Origin of the sequence: Metamycoplasma arthritidis, from assembly GCF_900660715.1 — a bacterium.
Taxonomy (GTDB): Bacteria; Bacillota_I; Bacilli_A; order Mycoplasmatales; family Metamycoplasmataceae; genus Metamycoplasma; species Metamycoplasma arthritidis.
In genome coordinates, this window is sequence record NZ_LR215047.1 from 787,313 (window position 1) to 806,209 (window position 18,897).

An 18,897-nucleotide genomic window follows, 5' to 3' on the forward strand; every position below is an offset into this window, starting at 1 on the left:
AAAAATGATTAATTATCTCAGTTTACAAACTAGTGAAAAAAACGCTTTTGATTTGCTTTTTGCTTATTTTGATCATATGCTTTTGATGCATAAAAATTTCTATTTATATTTAAAAATGCATCATGATCATGAAACTGACGAAACTAAAGAAAAACAATACAAAAAAATCAAAAGATTAGAAAAAAAATCAAATGCTACTTTTTCGCAACTTCTTGATGAATATACTTGAACTATTCAAAAGGAAAATCCGCTTTCTAAACACCTAAGAAGACTTATTTCCCTAATTAGCTCACTTTATGATTTAGAAAGAATGTGCGATTATATTGATCGCTTTAGCAAATTCATTAATAGTTATTTTTTGCAATTGGACACCGAACATTTTGCTTCATTTATGAAAGTAGAAAGTTTTATTGAAAAGATCCTGGCAGAAACAAAACAAGAACTTTTAAATAAAAATAGTACCTCTATTTATAAAAAGGTCAAAATAGCAATTAGAAATTGCAATGAACTGTGCCATATTGAACTTGAAATTTTTAGTAAACAAAAAACCAATTTTGAATTTGCTAGCATTTGAAAATGCTTTGATCGTACTCTTGATCATTTAGAAAATATCATTGAAAACTTCTTATTTATGAAAAACAAGAATTTCTGATTTGAAAAAGATGCGTTGCAAAATTAATAAACTAAGTTATTATTAGATAAGTTATGATCGGAAAATATATTTATATTAATTTAATTTTACTTGTAATTGGCTATTTAATTGGTTCAATCAATGTAGGCATTATTTACACAAAAAAGATTAATGATGACATTAGAAAAAAAGGTTCAGGAAACGCTGGAACAACAAACATTCTAAGAAATTTTGGTTTAAAAATGGCACTTGGAGTCTTTGTTTTTGATTCTTTTAAAAGTTTGCTACCAATCATGATCGTTTTCTTTGTTAAACAATTTAGCAATTTGTCTAATAAAGAGTTTATCTTGCCTCTATTTATTGGACTAGGCGCTTTTTTAGGACATATTTTTCCTATTTATTTTAAATTTAAAGGTGGAAAAGGTGTTGCTTGCTTTTTTGGCATTCTATTTGCTTTTCATATTTTAGCTTTTTCACTATTTCTAACAATTTATCTACTAATAGTGCTTATTTCACGTTATGTTTCATTAGCTTCGGCTTTAGCGACTTTTATAATTAGTCCAGTTTCGATGCTTTATGTACTCAATAGAGGCACTTATCTTTCGTATATGCAAGCTAATGTAATTTATCCGGCACACGCAATTGTGATAATCATTTGTGCCATTGTTATTATTCTTAAACACATTCCTAACTATATTAGACTTGTGAATAAAACCGAGAGTAAAATTAAGTTATAAAAATATGTGAGGCATTTGCATGAAAAATATCAATGATAAATTTACTTTTAAGTGTGGATTAACTATTAACAATCGCATGTTGCTTGCGCCAATGACTACTAAAATGTCATTTTTTGATGGTGTAGTTAGTAGCGACGAAATTGCTTATTATCGTTCTCGTGCTAGGGATATGGGCGCAATTATTACTGGGGCAGCTAATGTTAGCGAACTTGGTAAAGGCTGAGAAGGCGAACTCGGTGTTTCTAGTGACCTTCATTTAGAAGGACTAAGAAAACTTGCTAATGCAATTCATGATCAAGGTTCTAAAGCAATTTTGCAAATTTTTCACGCTGGGCGTATGACTTATTCATATATTCTAAGGGGAAAACAACCAGTTTCCGCTAGTGCCATTGCCGCTACTCGCAAGGACTCAGAACAACCAAGATCATTAGAAGAAAATGAAATTCACGACATTATTAGTGATTTTGCTAATGCTACTAAAAGAGCAATTGCCGCCGGTTTTGATGGAGTTGAATTGCACGGAGCTAACACATATTTATTGCAACAATTTTTCTCACCACATTCTAATCGAAGACTAGATAGTTGGGGTGGTGATCGTCAAAAACGTTTTAGTTTTATTAAAGCCGTTGTTGATGCGGTTATTAAGGTAGTTCAAGAAACTAAACCTAACAATTTTTTAGTTGGTTATCGTTTTTCACCAGAAGAAATTGAAAATCCGGGCATTAGTTTAGAAGATACTTTATTTTTAGTAAGACAACTCGCTAATGAAAAACTTGACTACTTGCACATTTCGCTAAGAAATTTTGAACAAAAATCAATTAATCTTGATTACCAAAACAAAACTATTTTGGCTTATATTTATGAAACAATTGCTAAAAAAATTCCATTAATTGGTGTAGGCAATATTTGAACAAATCAAGATATTAATAAAGCACTTGAAAATTGTGACTTAGTAGCGATTGGTAGAGCGACAATTATTAACCCTAACTACGCATCTTTGATTTTAGAAAATAAAAGTAACTCTTTAAAACATGAAGTTTCTAAACAAGAATGTGAAGCACTTAATATTTGTGGTGGCTTATGAGACTATGTTGTCTCACTAATGGGTGACAAAATTAAGTAAAATTTGCTCTTAAAAAGACAAAAAGCCCATTTTGGGCTATTTTTATTCTCATTAATTTTTCTATCAAAAGATAATAATTTATAATTAACCTAATAAAATCATCACTTAACTTTCAAGAGGATCATTATGACTAAAAAATCAAAAATAGTTTTGAGCATTTCACTTGGAGCAACACTTTGTGTAACAACTGCATCTACTGGTGTTTTAGTTTATGTAATAAAAAAACAACAAGCTAAAGAAAAAGCACTGCAAAATGCTAGAGCTAATTATCAAAATGTTTTAGGCATGTTGAATAATAAAAAAGCAGAATTAAGCAAACAAAATGATGACAATAAATTTAATGCTATTATTGCCCAACTTGATAGTCAAAAAACAAAATTTGACAAGCTATTTGAGGAAAGTAAAAATAGCATTGAAAAACTTGATAAACTATGCAAAGATATCAAAGAATATTTAGATTCCACCATTATTCCTTGAGAAAAAACCGCTAAAGATCTTCAAAGTCTTATTGAGCAAATTACTAAAAAGATTGCTAGTTTATCAGATGCCAAATTAGATAATATTAAAGCTTTTGCTAATGGCCAACTTGCTAATGCTAAAAAAGTTGTTGGCGTAGCTGAACGTCAAGAGTTAGGGGATAATATCGGGATTTTAAATGAAGTTCTAAAATACTTAACAATTTATGACAAAAAAACTGAGTCTAAGGAAGTCTTAAGTAATATGGTAACAAGGGCGACAACGCTAAAAGAGGAAATTGACAAAGAAGATGACTATGCGTCGCTCCGTTCTGCTCTTGAAAGTGCTTTTAAAGCTGCCAAAACCATTTTAGAAGATGACAATAAAACTGGTATTGAATATCTTGATGCTGCTATTAAACTTCGTGAAACCATTTTAGTAACTGAAGCTAGTCAATTAAGTGCAATTAAAAATGAAAGAAGAAAATTAAACACATTAATTAGTGAAATCAAGCACTACCTATCTATGGGAATAAAAGACTCACTAAAATCTGAAGTTGCTAAGCTTAATTCACAAATTGCCGATGCTGTTCAAAAAGAAGCAAGTCTAAAAATAGGCGAAATCAAAAAGGCCTACCAAAGCTTAAACTCCGCTTTTGAAAAATTCAAAGCTTTAAATGAAAAATAGCAATTAGCTAATCAAAAAACGCTCCTAAGGGCGTTTATTTTTATATTCTTAAATTATTATTTTAAATTATCTTCAATTCATTGCTTAATGTGGCGATTGGTAAAGCCATATCCAAAACGCATGGCACTAATCCAATTTGCTTGTGGGTATTTTTCATTCAAATCAGCAACTGCCGACAGTGCATTTGAAGAACCGGAAGTGCAAAAGACCATGAATTTCTTATTTGCTAAATTAAACATTTCTAAGAAACTAAACACGACAGCTGGTGCAATTCCTCATCAAATTGGAAATCCTAAATAAATTATTTCGTAATCATCTAAGTTCACTAGTGGTAGTTGAATCTTAGGACGCATTTGTGGATTTTTGTGTTCTATTGAAGCTCTACTATTTGGATTGGTTCAGGTTAGATCATCATCTGAATATTTTTCCAGGGGTACAATTTCTTCTAACTGCGCTCCTGTAGTTTTAACAATTTCTTCAGCAACTTTTCTAGTTAGTCCAGTGGCTGAAAAATATACAACTAACGCCTTGTTCATCATTAAATTCATTTATTCCTTTTTTATTTTTATTTTACCACGCTTACAATGCCCTAATTTTAATTTTTATCTTATAGATAAGGATATTTTAACTAATAGACTATTAAATTACCTTAGAGATGTTAATTGATAGCACAATGTATTATCTTTTTAGTAGTAAACGCAAAACTTTTAGTTTCTTTATTTATTATTCGTTAAATTAAGATTTTCCTTAAAAGATAAAATAAAAAACCTACCTTAATTGGTAGATTTGTTCGAAGAGTTATAGAGCGGTCCGCGCTGCTTAAATAAAAAACAGGAATAAAAAAATGGCGGGCAAGAGAAGATTCGAACTTCCGCGGGTGCTTTAACACCCCTACAGTCTTAGCAGGACCGCCTCTTCGACCACTTGAGTACTTGCCCAGTAAATAAGGCATAGTTATTATATAGGAAAAACCTAAAATTAGAAATTTTTATTTTTTAACGTGGATAAATTTTAGTAATTTGATCCCCAACAACCCCGTTTTCATCACTAGGTTTTCAGATCCCTAACCCTTCTTTTTTAGCAAGCTCTTCACTCTCTTGAAGTAAGTTAAAGTATTCAACATTCTTGGTGTAGTAAATACTACTTTTGCTTAATGAAATGTATTGTTTTCTAACTAACCCATATCTAACCATTTGCGCATTAAAATTATAGTATTCGTTTGATGGGGTTTTATAGTAGACAATAGCAACTATACGCCCAAATTTATCACTAATATTAGAAGTACCTTTTTTAGTTTTCTGAGGCACGACAAAAATTTCTTTGATATTTTGATCTTCTATTAATTTAGCAGCGTATTTCTTTGCTAGATTACCGTATAATGCTTGCTTTCCTGCGGTGGGACGTTTGTTTTGATTGTCTCAAGTTTCTGGAGCGTTAATTCCTGCAAGACGATATTTGTTATTATCTGAATCTACGATTGTATCGCCATCAATAATTTGATTAATGTTGATTTTTGTAGCCTTATTGGCCTCAAGCTCTTTAGAAAACGGATATTTCTTCGTAAATTCCGCTTCCTTACCATACTCATGGGTTAAATTTTTCTCTTGTTTGGGATTAATACAACTCGTTAGAGCAATAGGCGCAGCCAAAATAGTTGCTATGGCAAACGGGCTTAGTTTCAAAATTTTGTTTATTTTCATTATGTCTCCTAAATTAATATTAGCATTTTGCTAGCAATACTTGAAAAGTTGCAACTAAAGCCACTAGCTTAGATATGTTATCTAATTGTTAATTTTGGCCTTAAATTAAAAACCAAGGCAGCTGTCCTCGGTTTTGTTATTAATTTTGTTGTCTATCATCAATTATGACATCAGGACGTTTGGTGGTTCAAGTGCCGTTTTCATTTCTAAAGAAATGTCCATCAACAGTGAAAAGTTTATAAAGCTCACCACGTTTAACTTCTAGTAGTTTTTCGTCGGTCATTTTTTCTGGTGCTTCTTTACGTCAATTATCAAAAAGCACTTGCTTGGTAAGTTCGAAAATTTCTTCAAATTCCATGCTATCTTCTTGATCAAAAACCTTTTTGGCAACATCTACCATTGTTAGAAATTCCATGTTTTACCCTTTTTTACCTTATGTGAATGCATATAAAATATAATGATAATGATAAATTAAAAATTTATAATTTTTCTTTTTTTGTCACAAAATGACATTTTTATGTACTAGGATAATGTGAATTTAGGCCCTAAAGGGGCCTTTTATTTTTAAAGGTGTTAAAATTAAAAATGTATAAGTAACACCGGACTTTAACAAAATCTTAAAATGTTTTATATATAAAAAAAAAAAAAAAGTTAACTAGTGCCGCTTCGTGATATTTTATACACCCAATTGACATCATAACTTATGAAAGGAAACATAAATGTCAGTATTTGATAGCAAATTTAAGGGAATTCATGTTTATTCAGAAATTGGTGAACTAGAAACCGTTTTAGTTCACGAACCTGGTAAAGAAATTGATTACATTACCCCAGCTCGTTTGGATGAATTATTATTCTCAGCTATTCTAGAAAGCCACGATGCAAGAAAAGAACACAAAGAATTCGTAGCAGAACTTAAAAAGCGTGGAATTAATGTTGTTGAATTAGTAGATCTAATCGTAGAAACCTATGATTTAGCATCAAAAGAAGCTAAAGAAAAACTTTTAGAAGAATTCCTAGATGATTCAGCACCAGTTCTATCAGACGAACACCGTGCTGCTGTTAAGAAATTCTTACAAAGTCAAAAATCAACAAGATCATTAGTTGAATACATGATCGCAGGGATCACTAAACACGATTTAAAAATCGAATCAGATTTAGAATTAATCGTTGACCCAATGCCTAACTTGTACTTCACTCGTGACCCATTTGCATCAGTAGGTAATGGAGTTACCATCCACTACATGCGTTACAAAGTAAGACAACGTGAAACATTATTTAGCCGATTTGTATTTTCAAATCACCCTAAACTAGTTAATACCCCATGATACTACGACCCTGCTGAAGGATTATCAATCGAAGGTGGAGACGTATTTATCTACAATAACGATACTTTAGTAGTTGGTGTTTCAGAAAGAACTGACTTACAAACTATTACTTTATTAGCTAAAAACATTAAAGCAAATAAAGAATGTGAATTCAAACGTATTGTAGCAATTAATGTTCCTAAATGAACAAACCTAATGCACTTAGACACATGATTAACAATGCTAGACAAAGATAAATTCTTATACTCACCTATTGCAAATGATGTGTTTAAATTCTGAGACTACGATTTAGTTAATGGCGGAGACGCTCCTCAACCAGTTGACAATGGATTACCTCTAGAAGACTTATTGAAATCAATCATTGGTAAGAAACCTACTCTAATTCCTATTGCTGGTGCTGGTGCTTCACAAATCGATATTGAACGTGAAACCCACTTTGACGGAACAAACTACCTAGCTGTAGCTCCTGGAATTGTTATTGGTTATGCACGTAACGAAAAAACAAATGCCGCTTTAGAAGCTGCAGGAATTACTGTTCTACCATTCAGAGGAAACCAACTTTCACTTGGAATGGGAAATGCTCGTTGCATGTCAATGCCTCTATCACGTAAGGATGTTAAATAATTTCCTATAAAAGAAGTTATTTCTAAAAAAACTAGCCGCTTTGGCTAGTTTTTGATTTTTTATTTTGTAAATAATTTGCCTAAATAAACTCTTTTATTCTTTACCAATCAAGATACCTTTATTTTGGAACACGAATGTTTTATTGTTACCGTAAATAGCTTCAACTAATTCAGGGTAGTCAATAAAGGGATTACGAATGCCTTGATGTTTGGCAATGGCATTATTTCGATCAATATCAAATTGTGAAATTGGATCCTGCATATGTCATTTAAGCATGGTTGCTAAAAATGATTTCTTAATGCTGTTATCTTCATTGAAAAAGCGCTCAGCCACTCTATTAGCAGTTAGAGTTTGATCCTTATAAGTAAAAGCAAAATATAAATAAGCCCGTGCTACATCACCTTTGAATTCATCAATTACTTCGCAAACATCTTGACCATCTTCTTCAGAAACGCCGATTTTTGTACCATTCTTAGAAACATATTTGGCCTTGCTAACTGTTCCATAAGGGAAATTGCCATGAACAGCATTGACTTTTTTATCTGTTGGTCAAACATGATGAGCATCGTTACGCATTGGAGTCATTTTTGAAAACCATGATTGTGGTACTAAATGCTCACGATTCATCCCTTTTCCTTCAGCGTTTCCAACATCTCTATATTGGCCGTGTCTAAAATTAAAAGGGTCCTTACCGCTTGGATTTTCACCATAAATATCTAAGACAGTACCATCTTTTTCGTAGTATTTATCGACAAAAGCATCAGGATAAATCTTAGTAATTAACTCTTGATAGTTTCAAGATTGCAAATGTGATTTTTGTACTTCAAATAATTTATTAAATAATTTTTTATTAGAAAGACCATCTAACGAAGCGTAGTAATTTGATTGGTTTGAATATTGTTGATTTGATTGCTTTGAATTTTGTTGGTCTGATTGGCTTGATGATGGTTTTATTGGGCCACAACTGACTATTAGCGGAAAGCTAATCATCATAGGTGTTGCTAGAAGCAAACCTAGTAATTTTTTTCTTATTTTCATATCTTTTAGATTATATCAAAATGATAAATAAAAAAAGTCTGCATGTCGTGCCATGAAGACTTTTATTGGTACACCCTGTGGGGCTCGAACCCACGACCCAGGGATTAAGAGTCCCTTGCTCTACCTACTGAGCTAAGGATGCGAATTTGTTTCAATATTATATCTTAAATTGATTATTTATTGCCAAAAATGAACTATTTGGGCTTTTTTATGCTTTTGGATAAAGCCACCATTATCCCCACTATTTTTTGGTGCTTTATTATGTAAAATAATAAAGTATATTTTTTTGGATATAAGGAGAAATCGAATGTCGAAAAGACTAAAAAAATTAGCTTTTTCGTTATTGCCACTATTTACATTTATCGCCACACCTTTGATAGTTGCTTCATGTGTTCAGACAAAAACTGAACAAGATCAAATTAATGAAGAAGTTAAAAAAGTTAGAGTAACCGTGGATGGTATTGATCAAAAAACGCCATCGGAAATTACGGATGATGATTTAAAAATTAGCAATTATAATAGTGAAAAATATGTGCCAGAAATTGTTAAAAAAACCATTGATGGCAACAAGCTAATAGTAACCTTAAAACTAAAATCTAAAGACGGTAAAGTTGCTAGTGTTGATTATACAGTAACCTTAGAAGGGTTCAAAAAAAGCGAAGCGAGTGATCTACAAGAAATTATTGATCGTTTGGATGTATCACTAGCGTCTGACATTGACAAGGCAGCTACCAAACCATCAGAAGTTACCGCTGATAAAGTTCTTGTAAAAGATCCTAAAGATAAACTACTTGGCATCGATATTGAAAAAGAACTAAATGCCGATGATGAAGAAGGAAAACTAGAAGTTAAAATAACTTTAATTAGAGGCAAAAAGACTGTATCAAAAACCTTCACAATTAATGATTTTAAAAAGACGCCAGCCAGTGACATTGACAAAGCTGCTAAAAAAGTAACTTTTAGTTATGAGAATGCTGATAAACTAGATGCTGCTGATATTACTGATTTAGATAAGGTAGCACCTAGCCAATTAGATGCTAGCTATAGCATTGCAGAAAAAAGTTTTGTTAATTCAACTGCAACAAAAGCCGAAATTAATGGCGGATATCGTGAAATAAAATTCAAATTAAAAAAAGATTCAGAAACTTCTAAAGAATTTACATTCAAACTAAAAGTTCGTAAAAGTGATAAAGATGTTATTGTTGACCAACGTGAATCAATAAAATCAGCTTTTACTCTAGTAAATAGTGATAAAGCAAAGAAAGCTTTAGAAGCAATTAATGGTTCAACTTTATATTTTGATTTTAAAACCAATACTATCTATGATAAACCATACAACGATAGCACTAGAGTAGCAGTTTTCAAATTAAAAGATGGCAAAACTCTAGCTAATAGCACTACTCTTTTAGAAAAAGTGATTGAGAATGTGAGTGATTGAAAAACCTCATCAAATAAAGTGACTCTAGTCAAAAAAGAAGGCAAATATAGTCTTAAATTTTCATTAGGAAAATACGCATTCAAAGACCCTGACAAATTATTTGATTACAAAGAAATTGAAACCGAAGCCATGAGTTTTAGTTTTATTTCAAAAGAAACTCTTGATGCTAAAGTTGATGAAATTAAAGATAAATTTGACTACGAGAATAAGACTAATACATTGGCCCAAGACGCAACTGAGGATAAAATTAAAAAACCAGACATTCCTGCCGGCATGCAATTAACTATTTCTAATTTCAGAAAAGATGCAACAACTAATTCAATTAGTTTTGATTACACTTTAAGCTCGACAGACGAAAGTGGCTCGCAAATAGTTTCAAAACAAGGAACCGCGCAAATTACTGGATTTAAAGAAGACGAACTTGGCAAAGAATTTCAAGGTGTTACTGCCGAATATGAAAATGCTAGTGATATAGAAGCTTCGCAATCGGATGCTAATAATGTTAAGTTGAAAAAGAACGGCAACGATTGATCCGTTGAAAACGGCACGATAACAAAAGAAATAATTCATAAATATGATGAATTAGGAAAAATTGTTGTTAAAGTAACTTTGAAAAAAGATGAAAAAAGTGTTTCAAAAGAATTCACCATTGATGGTTTTAAGAAAAAAGAAACAAACTTAAAAACAATTATTGATAGACTTAAAGTTGATACCAAATTAGGAATCGATAAATCAACTAAAAAGGCTTCAGAAATTACTGGTGATGATCTTGATGTTTCAGACCCTAATAATGCTTTAGGCGACATTGAAGTTAAAAAAGAATTAACTCCTAAAGATGCAGAAGGAAAATTAGAAGTTAAAATTACTTTAACTAAAGACGGAAAAACCGAGAGCAAGACTTTTGAACTTTCAGGCTTTAAAATAGGCAAATCTGAAGAAGATATGATTAAAGAGCTTAGAGAAGCTGCAAAAAAAGGCGAATTATTTAAAACTTTGCCAGAAGACATGATTAAAAAAATTCAAGAAGTTTGAACTAAAAGTTCTAAAAAAGGTAAAGAACCAGAAAGTTTATATCTAAAGAATGGCACTTTTCAATTTGGCAAAAACTCTAATGATGCAAAACATGGCCCCATTGTTTTTGAGTTTAAGGATAATAAATTCAACACAGACGAATATAGAGAATTGATAAAAAAATATATGCTATTTCCAAAAAAAGAAAGAAATAGAAAAGCCTTGAAAATTGAGAAAAACGATCAAGGTAAATTTATAGTAAAGCTTAAAATTTTTACAGCTACAAGCGGCGAAAAATACCAAGAAGAATTAGTAGATGACAATTTAACTTCAACTTGAGCACTTAACTAATTCAATAGCTATTACAAATGTCAATTATGTAGATTCACTTGCTACTGGATTGACATTTTTATTTTGAGTATCTTTTAAACTAAAAATTAATGGCTTTTATATGCCTTTTGTTTTTATTTCATAAAACAAAGCAATAAATTAGTACAATTGAGAGATATATTGTTAAGGAGGCAAAAAATGTTAGATGTATGCGGCGTAAGTAAAATTTTTCCCGATAAGAAATTATTTACTAATGTTAATTTGAAGTTTTTGCCAGGGAATGTTTACGGAATTATTGGTGCAAACGGGGTCGGCAAAAGTACTTTTTTAAAAATTCTTAGTGGCGAAATTGAGGCTAGTGAAGGGCAAATTGTTAAAGAAAAAAATGCTAGAATGAGCGTGCTTTCTCAAAATCAAGACGAATTTAATGATTTCAATGTCACCGATGTAGTTGTGATGGGTAACAAAGAGTTATTTGATTTAAATATTGAAAAAAATAGAATCTATGAAGATCCAAACGCAACAATGGAAGATTATGAAAGGGCAAGCCACCTAGAACAAAAATTTGGTGAATTAGGTGGATGAAACGCTGAAAATGACGCCCAAACTTTATTGGCAAATTTAGGAATTTCACAATGCAAATGAAACATGCAAATGAAAGAACTTAAAGCTAATGAAAAAGTCAAGGTACTTTTAGCAAAAGCATTGTTTGGCAATCCTGATATTTTAATTATGGATGAACCAACTAACCGTCTTGATTTGAAAACCATTAAATGACTTGAAAACTTTTTAATGGATTATCCTAATATCGTTATTGTTGTAAGCCACGATAGTAAATTCCTTGATCAAATTTGCACCCATATTGTTGATATTGATTTTTCTGAAGCAAGAGTTTTTGTTGGGAATTATACTTTTTGAAAAACTTCTAGTGAATTGTTGTTAGATATGCAACAAAGACAAAATCTTAAAAAAGAAGAACAGGCACAAAAACTAAAAGAATTTATTGCCCGCTTTTCTGCAAATGCTTCTAAATCTAAACAAGCAACTAGTCGAAAGAAACTGCTTGAAAAAATTCAAATTGATGAACTTAAACCTTCTTCAAGAAAATCGCCTTTCATTAAATTTGACATTTGTCGAATGTTGGGCAAGCAAGTTCTTAAAGCCGAAAATTTAACCTACATTAATGAAAATGGTGAAACCTTATTTGAAAATGTTTCTTTTAACCTTCGCCCCGGCGACAAAATGGTAGTAATAGGTGATGACGACATCGCTAAAACTAGGTTACTTGAAATTTTAATTGGCAAAATTAAACCAACATCTGGCGAAATTAGTTGAGGAATCACAATTAAGCCAAACTACTTTCCTTCTAATAATTCTGAATATTTCCAAGAAGATAAAACTATCCTAGAATGAATTAGTAAATGACCTCTTTCAAACTCAACTCAAGAGACTAAAGACAATAGTGATTCACGAATGCGATCTTTCTTGGGAAGAATGCTTTTTTCAAATGATAGCGTCTTTAAAAAAGTTAAGGTTACCAGTGGGGGTGAAAAAGTAAGATTGATGTTTTCTAAGCTTATGATTGAAGAAAGCAACTTTTTAATCTTTGATCAACCTCTTGATCACTTAGATTCCGAAGCCATTGATTCATTAATTGAAGCTTTAAAATCATACAAAGGTTCAGCGATTTTTACGACTTATAACCAAGCGATGATTAATGAATGTGCTAATATTATTTTAGAAATTAAACCACAAGAAAGTTTCTTGTTCTACGGTAGTCTTGAAGACTATGAAAAAGCCATGGGATATTAAATTATTTAAGGAGTTAAAATGAGAAATATTGATTTTAAATTAATCCAAAATTACGAAAAAAAATACCAAGCAGACAAAGCTAATTTAGTAATTGAAAATGCCATTATTAAAAATGGAATTCGTGCCACTGCTACTAATAATGAAGTGGTAAAAAAACACAACTTTCAATTTTCTATTGAAACTAAAAATGTTGGTTCAGTAACTAATCAAAAACAAAGTGGTAGATGTTGAATCTTCGCTGCTTTAAATATGGCAAGAGCTAAAGTAGCAGAAGCTCTAAATATTGAGTCAATTGAGTTGTCACAAAATTACATTCATTTTTATGACAAACTAGAAAAAGCCAACACTTATTTAAATTTCATCATTGAAAAGGGATTAGAACTTGACCCTAACGATCGTTTATTTAGATACTTCGCCGATTCACCAGTCCAAGATGGAGGATACTGAGAATTTTTTGTTGATTTAATTAACAAATACGGGGTTGTGCCTAAATCAGCAATGAATGAAACTTTTCATAGTGAAGCAACCGCGACAATGGTAAGTCAAATTAACTGACGTCTTTCAGCATATACTGCTAAAATGCGTCGTGAATGAGCTACTTCAAAAGATCTTGCTAAGATTAATGAACTAAAAGAAGAAGCTCTTTATGTTGTTTACAACATTTTAATTAAAAGTTTAGGCAAGCCACCCAAAACCTTCACTTTTGAATATAGTGATAAAGACAAAAAATTTCAAAGAATTGAAAACATTAGTCCTTTAGACTTCTATAAAAAATATGTAGGAACTGAGCTTACTCAAAAAATTGATTTAGTAGCCGATCCTCGTGATAAATTCCCACACAATCAATTGATTCATTCTGATTTTATTAAAAGTGTTTCTGAAGGCAAAGGCCTAAACATGTTAAATGTTTCGCTAGTAGATTTAAAAGATGCCATGATTAAATCATTGCAAGATGGCAACGCTGTATGATTCGGCTGTGATGTTGGCACTGACAGTGATAGCAAATTAGGCATTATGGATCCTGAGTTATTTAACTATGATCTTACTTTAACTAAAACCCCAGAATTTAGTAAAAAAGAAAAATTTGAATTGCGCAGTTCGCTAATTAGCCATGCCATGAATATGGTTGGTGTTAATCTAGATAAAGATGGTAAGCCAATTGCTTGAAAAGTTGAAAATAGTTGAGGCGAAGACGTTGGTAAAAAAGGTTATTTTTCAATGAGCGACAACTGATTTGATGAATATAATTACATGGCAATTGTTGATAAGAAATATCTATCAAAAGAAGCACAAAATGCTTTAGACAAGGCTCCAATTGAAATTGATCCTTGAGACCCACTTTGTTAAAGATCAAAATAGTAAAAAAATTGTAAGTAAAACACCTTACAATTTTTATTTTTTTGCTTTTATAAAGGAATAATTCAAAACTTAATTATTCTTTGACTTTGGCTTGTCTAATTTTTAAAATTTCTTCTTTAGCAATAATGTCAGCAACATTAATTACTTCACGAATATTAGTAAAGTATTCACGAAACTTACGAATGTCACGACGTAAAGGGCCAATTTTTCTTGTTGATGCCTTAGTGAAATCAATGGCTAAATAAGTATCAAAATATCCAAAGGTCTTTTTCACTCGCATAATTAGATTTTGAATAGCAATTTTTATTCTGTAATCCACTAGCTCTATTTTTTCTTCTTTAAACGATTTTTGTTCAAATTCTCTTATAAATGTGTAGTAAATATTAAGTGCTTCAATATCTTGAGCTTCGGCTGTTTCATTAAATTCGTTGTCTAAGTCAATTTGCGTTTCACTTGGACTCAAATTTTTAAATAGCTCTTTAACATCTAAAGCGTTTTTCTTATATGTGTTTTCACTAACAACAATGGCAATGATTTTGGCGATAATGAAAACAAAAATAAGAACAAAAATCCCACCAATTACGTAACAAGCGATTGCGCCACCTTTATTAATCGGTCCTAGTAAACTAGCACCGGCCAAAATTAAAATGACTCCGATTCCGAGAATACATAGAATAATTAAAAACGCAACAACATTTAAGAAATTTATTTTTAAATTAGACGATTTGTTTTTTGCCATTACTTATTAAGTGCTCCAGAATATTTAATTAGTCGTTTATTTTCTAAATATCCTCGTCCAGCTTTGGCAATAAGTTTGCCATTTAGTCGTGTTGCATCAGCGCTAAAATGCACATTTATTTTTAATAAAGCTTCGCCTACACCATAAGTGTCTACGGGAGCGCCTAAACTTTCAAAATAAGCAATTTTTTTAGCATCAAAACCACTTGAAACAGTAATTTTAACATGCTTACCACCGTGAGAGTCTAGTGCTTTGCGTAAGTTTTTTACTTGATCAGGAGTAACACCTCATTGATTTGAATCTTGTTCAAACATTTTGTCAATCATAGATTTAGAAGTGTCAATTCTTACCCCTTTTAGTTCGTCTTTAAAACGAGCAAGGCATGCTAACGAATCGTTGATAACATCGTTATGGAAATCGACTAAAGCATAAAGCTCATCTTCAGGAAAAGTATTGTGATAAGCTTCGCAAGCTTTTACTAAATCGCCATCAAACATTTGAATTAATGCATGGGGCATACTGCCATAAGTTCTTGAAGCATCGAAATTTGAAGATGCAAAACTAGAGTGATTTTTAATACCGCCAACTTCAATTGCGTGAGCGTCGTTTAGCTGGTTAATATAATGATCAGCGCGATCGGCCATACTTACAATATTTTTACCGTTAGCGGCTTTTACAATTCGGTATGCGTTAGTTGCAATTGAACTTTGACGCGCAAGAATACCATCGATGATTCCTTCTCAAATGCCAAAATCATGGTAGCTACCTTCGAGTTCTAAACAAACTTCACGGTTTTTAACAATTGTTCCTTCAGGCAAATATTTGATTGTATATTTTGATGTATCGGTATTTTCTTCTAGTAGTTTAATTACTTCGTTGATACCACAAAGCATTACATCGTTATGGCGTTGAAAAAACTGTAAAGTAACAACGTTATTTGGCAAATACTTTTCAGAGATTTCTTTGGTTTGGTGAAAATATAAAGAGATTTTGTCAGTTAATTTCATGATTTATACCTCATAATAATAAAAAAAATTATACTAAAAATATCGCTAAAAAAACCAAGCCATCTTGGCTTGGTAATTCTTATTTTACTATGATGTTCTTGGGAATAGTTTTGGTTCAACTTTTTCTTTGAAATATTTGGTTTTTTGGAAATAGTGAACAAAGATGTGTTGTAGAATAGTTCAAATCCCCCCAATAATTCAATAAATTTGTAGCCCAGCACTAAAGATAACACCAATACCAATAAAGATAAGAGAAATAATATTAAACTTCTTGTTTTCTTTTTTTAGTGCAGCTTGCTGGTACGCATTAGCCCGTAAGGATTTTTTCTTACGATTGAGAATCTTCGGCATATACTGTGCCAGTGCTTGAATACCGACTGAGAAAATAATAATCGGTAAGTAAATTAAATCGCCAGCAATTACTCTTCTAATTGAAGATGTTGAAAGTTGAATTGAATATCAAGTTGCTTGTTTAATTTCTGGAGATGCAGAAATGATTCTAAAGACCACAATTAGAATCGGAAGTGTGATAAATGATGATATTAATCCACTTCACGGTGAAATTTTTTCTTTTTTGTATAGTTCCGCGATTTCTAGTTGTTTACGTTGTTGCATTTGCTTATCGCTTTTATATTCAGCATACTTAGCTTCGATTTTGGCTTTTTTCTGATTGAACTCTTCCATTCTCGATTGACTAAAAGTAGCTTTAAAAGAAACGGCAAAAGCAATTAACCTAACGATGATAACGGTAACAACTAAGGCTAGAATAACACTTCATCCAGTAGTACCTAGCCCGGTTATAATGGCATTCATAAATAAGTTAACTGGTTGCACAAATAATCCATAGAAAGGTCCAAGACCTCAATAATCTTTAGCAGTTGCCAAAGCCTTTTGAGGAGTAGAGCTATTAGCATCAAATAATGACGATAGTAAGCTATCTTTGCTATAGTTACCCAAATTATTGATGTGAGTAATGCTATAGATTTGTGTGCCATTTTCTACTCTAGAACCTAGAATATGTTTTGTTAGTTGTAAATAGCTTCCAATAGCAGCCCGGTAACTTCTTGCAAAATTAGCGACAATATTACCTTCTGAAGTTGTTAAACCCTTATCTTCATTTTCATTAGCACTTACTTTAGTTTTTAGTTTATTAAAGTAAGCGGTAGCTTTTTCTAAAAATGTGGTTCCATTTTCTGAGGCAATTAAATCTTTGAATTCTTTATATCATTTGAGTTTAGGATCGTTTTGATGCTCTTCTCAATATTTAAGCGTTTCATTGGTAAGAATTTGAAAAATGTCACGTAAATATACTTCTCTAGGATCGGCTCCAGCAGGTAAGTAATTAAGAACTTTTGCGTCATCATATGCTTTTAAGCGGTTGTATAGGACATCAACTTTTCCATTTGCTTGTTTTTTGGTATGGAATACTGGCGCTGGCATTAAAACTTGTTCAAATTTAGTCAAAGGTTTATAAACTTTAGTTGCAGTGTTTTCTTTGCCGTTTCCTAAATTGTAATATGCATAGCGATCATCTTTTGAATATAGATAACCACCATCATTGCCTTGGGTGATATTTTCATATTCGCCATTGGCATTTTTAGTGTTTTTTTGCAGTTGAAGACCAAGAGTTTTTGAACCGTAACTTCCATAGGTTGCGCCGGTTTCTTCGTCTTGTTTTCTTAGCTTTTCAACCACACTAGGATCTTTTAAACCAAGATAAGTGTTTGCAGTTACGTTATTAACGTCGCTATTCACTCTAGTAAATGAATTGGTAATTGGATTGTATCTAAGAGTTTCAATGTTTGGTGAAATTCGTTTAGATGTGGTGTAAAGTTCTTGACCCGAGCCAACTTTGATTCCTGAACGCCCAGTAAACGATTGCACGCAACCTACAAGCCCGATTGAAACAAAGATGATAATTAAGATAATTTTCACTCATTTTCAAACTTTAAGAAAAATTTGTCTTGAGTGTCGATCGTTGTTGTTAAGATTATTTTTAACTTTGAACGAATCGTAGTGTTTAGACTTTTCGCTTGCCATTCTTAACTATCCTTTCATAAAGATTTTTAATTTCTTGTTGCTTAGTTTTGAAATCAAGCGACAAGAAGGTTTTTCTAGCAATGATTATGGTACGAAATAAAATATTAGTTTTATCTAGTTCTCTAATAATTGCTCTAATTTGATTACGGTAGTGATTTCGCATCACGGCATTAGCAAATTGTTTGGGAATGGAAATTCCGACTTGAAAAATCTCGCTAGGCACATAGTAAATAATCAAATTTTTCGATACGACTTGTTTGCGTGCTGCTAAAACCGCCTTAAATTCTCAGTTCTTTTTAAGCACATGCTTATTAGTCATAATAATCTAAAATAAACAAAAATATCAAACTATTTTTCGTCTGATACTGTTAATTTACTTCTTCCTTTTGCACGTCTAGCTGCTAAAACTTTTCTTCCGTTTTTAGTTTGCATTCTAGCCATAAAACCATGAACTTTAATGTGTTTACGTTTTTTAGGTTGGTAAGTTCTTTTCATGACATCTCCTTTTTGAAAATTTGTAAATTATTTTAAATAGTTTTCTACATAAATTTAGCAAAATAACTTTACACATTTTACCAAAAATGGGTCCCTTTAATTTATAAATATCTTTTTATATTTAGAATAGCAAAAATCAAGCAAATTAAGTTAGGGATTTATTGACAGGATTTTTAACAACAATTTTTGGTTGTTATTTTATTGTGTAGATCTTTTAAATATTGCTATTATAAAGCGGATTTTTTTAAAAAAATGATGTTATTAAAATTGTTAATAATTCCAAAAAAAATTCCGATTTTACGGCTTTTGAAAATGGCTCGCTTTTATCTACTATAATATCAAATT

Annotated in this window: 17 protein-coding genes and 2 tRNA genes; 8 read left to right on the forward strand and 11 right to left on the reverse strand. The window is 31.5% G+C overall.

The genetic code is table 4. The features are described from left to right. Positions 1–4 precede the first annotated feature (4 nt). The 4 genes from phoU to EXC42_RS06595 all read left to right on the forward strand — a co-directional run bounded on the left by phoU (position 5) and on the right by EXC42_RS06595 (position 3,634). Positions 5–679: a phosphate signaling complex protein PhoU gene (gene phoU / locus EXC42_RS06590; protein ID WP_012498540.1), complete on the forward strand. Its 675-nt coding sequence runs from the start codon at positions 5–7 to the stop codon at positions 677–679. 26 nt (positions 680–705) lie between these two features. After that, the gene (gene plsY / locus EXC42_RS03125; RefSeq protein WP_012498541.1) at positions 706–1,368 is read left to right on the forward strand and encodes a glycerol-3-phosphate 1-O-acyltransferase PlsY; all 663 of its coding nucleotides are present in this window, start codon (positions 706–708) and stop codon (positions 1,366–1,368) included. A 19-nt stretch (positions 1,369–1,387) separates the two neighbouring features. Continuing rightward, positions 1,388–2,491: an NADH-dependent flavin oxidoreductase gene (locus EXC42_RS03130; RefSeq protein ID WP_129648994.1), complete on the forward strand. Its 1,104-nt coding sequence runs from the start codon at positions 1,388–1,390 to the stop codon at positions 2,489–2,491. Positions 2,492–2,617: 126 nt separating this feature from the next. Further along, entirely contained in the window at positions 2,618–3,634 is a 1,017-nt protein-coding gene (locus EXC42_RS06595) for a coiled-coil domain-containing protein (RefSeq protein ID WP_012498543.1), read from the forward strand. A gap of 56 nt (positions 3,635–3,690) precedes the next feature. On the opposite strand, the gene EXC42_RS03140 is transcribed toward EXC42_RS06595, so the two are convergent. The 4 genes from EXC42_RS03140 to rpoE all read right to left on the reverse strand — a co-directional run bounded on the left by EXC42_RS03140 (position 3,691) and on the right by rpoE (position 5,749). Beyond that, positions 3,691–4,173 (reverse strand): flavodoxin, encoded by a 483-nt coding sequence (locus EXC42_RS03140; protein ID WP_165169469.1) that lies wholly within the window; start codon positions 4,171–4,173, stop codon positions 3,691–3,693. Between the two features lie 306 nt (positions 4,174–4,479). After that, positions 4,480–4,572, reverse strand: a tRNA-Ser gene (locus tag EXC42_RS03145). 57 nt (positions 4,573–4,629) lie between these two features. Further along, positions 4,630–5,334: a thermonuclease family protein gene (locus EXC42_RS03150; protein WP_012498545.1), complete on the reverse strand. Its 705-nt coding sequence runs from the start codon at positions 5,332–5,334 to the stop codon at positions 4,630–4,632. A gap of 139 nt (positions 5,335–5,473) precedes the next feature. After that, positions 5,474–5,749, reverse strand: a complete 276-nt coding sequence (gene rpoE, locus EXC42_RS06600) for a DNA-directed RNA polymerase subunit delta (RefSeq protein ID WP_041914123.1) — start codon at positions 5,747–5,749, stop codon at positions 5,474–5,476. Positions 5,750–6,053: 304 nt separating this feature from the next. Here rpoE and arcA point away from each other — a divergent pair, with 304 nt between their 5' ends. Continuing rightward, positions 6,054–7,283: an arginine deiminase gene (gene arcA / locus EXC42_RS06605; protein WP_129648998.1), complete on the forward strand. Its 1,230-nt coding sequence runs from the start codon at positions 6,054–6,056 to the stop codon at positions 7,281–7,283. A 93-nt stretch (positions 7,284–7,376) separates the two neighbouring features. Here arcA and EXC42_RS03165 read toward each other — a convergent pair whose 3' ends face one another. Beyond that, on the reverse strand, positions 7,377–8,321 hold the full coding sequence (locus EXC42_RS03165; RefSeq protein WP_012498548.1) for an endonuclease: 945 nt from the start codon (positions 8,319–8,321) through the stop codon (positions 7,377–7,379). 66 nt (positions 8,322–8,387) lie between these two features. Further along, positions 8,388–8,463 (reverse strand) — tRNA-Lys (locus tag EXC42_RS03170). 165 nt (positions 8,464–8,628) lie between these two features. Between EXC42_RS03170 and EXC42_RS03175 the strand changes: the two genes are divergently transcribed. The 3 genes from EXC42_RS03175 to EXC42_RS03185 all read left to right on the forward strand — a co-directional run bounded on the left by EXC42_RS03175 (position 8,629) and on the right by EXC42_RS03185 (position 14,259). After that, positions 8,629–11,121 carry a lipoprotein 17-related variable surface protein gene (locus EXC42_RS03175; RefSeq protein ID WP_012498549.1) on the forward strand — a complete coding sequence of 831 codons (2,493 nt, stop codon included), beginning with the start codon at positions 8,629–8,631 and terminating at the stop codon, positions 11,119–11,121. Between the two features lie 177 nt (positions 11,122–11,298). Further along, entirely contained in the window at positions 11,299–12,912 is a 1,614-nt protein-coding gene (locus tag EXC42_RS06610; protein ID WP_012498550.1) for an ABC-F family ATP-binding cassette domain-containing protein, read from the forward strand. A gap of 18 nt (positions 12,913–12,930) precedes the next feature. Beyond that, entirely contained in the window at positions 12,931–14,259 is a 1,329-nt protein-coding gene (locus EXC42_RS03185; RefSeq protein ID WP_012498551.1) for a C1 family peptidase, read from the forward strand. A gap of 85 nt (positions 14,260–14,344) precedes the next feature. On the opposite strand, the gene EXC42_RS03190 is transcribed toward EXC42_RS03185, so the two are convergent. From EXC42_RS03190 to rpmH, 5 genes are all read right to left on the reverse strand, one after another. Further along, a complete protein-coding gene (locus EXC42_RS03190) occupies positions 14,345–15,010 on the reverse strand; it encodes a hypothetical protein (protein ID WP_012498552.1) in 666 nt (221 codons plus the stop codon). After that, positions 15,010–16,017: a nicotinate phosphoribosyltransferase gene (locus tag EXC42_RS06615; RefSeq protein WP_012498553.1), complete on the reverse strand. Its 1,008-nt coding sequence runs from the start codon at positions 16,015–16,017 to the stop codon at positions 15,010–15,012. Before EXC42_RS06615 ends, EXC42_RS03190 begins: the two co-directional genes overlap by 1 nt. Before the next feature lie 87 nt (positions 16,018–16,104). Beyond that, positions 16,105–18,057 carry a membrane protein insertase YidC gene (gene yidC / locus EXC42_RS03200; protein WP_012498554.1) on the reverse strand — a complete coding sequence of 651 codons (1,953 nt, stop codon included), beginning with the start codon at positions 18,055–18,057 and terminating at the stop codon, positions 16,105–16,107. Continuing rightward, entirely contained in the window at positions 18,038–18,376 is a 339-nt protein-coding gene (rnpA, locus tag EXC42_RS03205; protein WP_012498555.1) for a ribonuclease P protein component, read from the reverse strand. Before rnpA ends, yidC begins: the two co-directional genes overlap by 20 nt. 29 nt (positions 18,377–18,405) lie before the next feature. Beyond that, a complete protein-coding gene (gene rpmH / locus EXC42_RS03210; RefSeq protein ID WP_012498556.1) occupies positions 18,406–18,552 on the reverse strand; it encodes a 50S ribosomal protein L34 in 147 nt (48 codons plus the stop codon). Positions 18,553–18,897 lie beyond the last annotated feature (345 nt).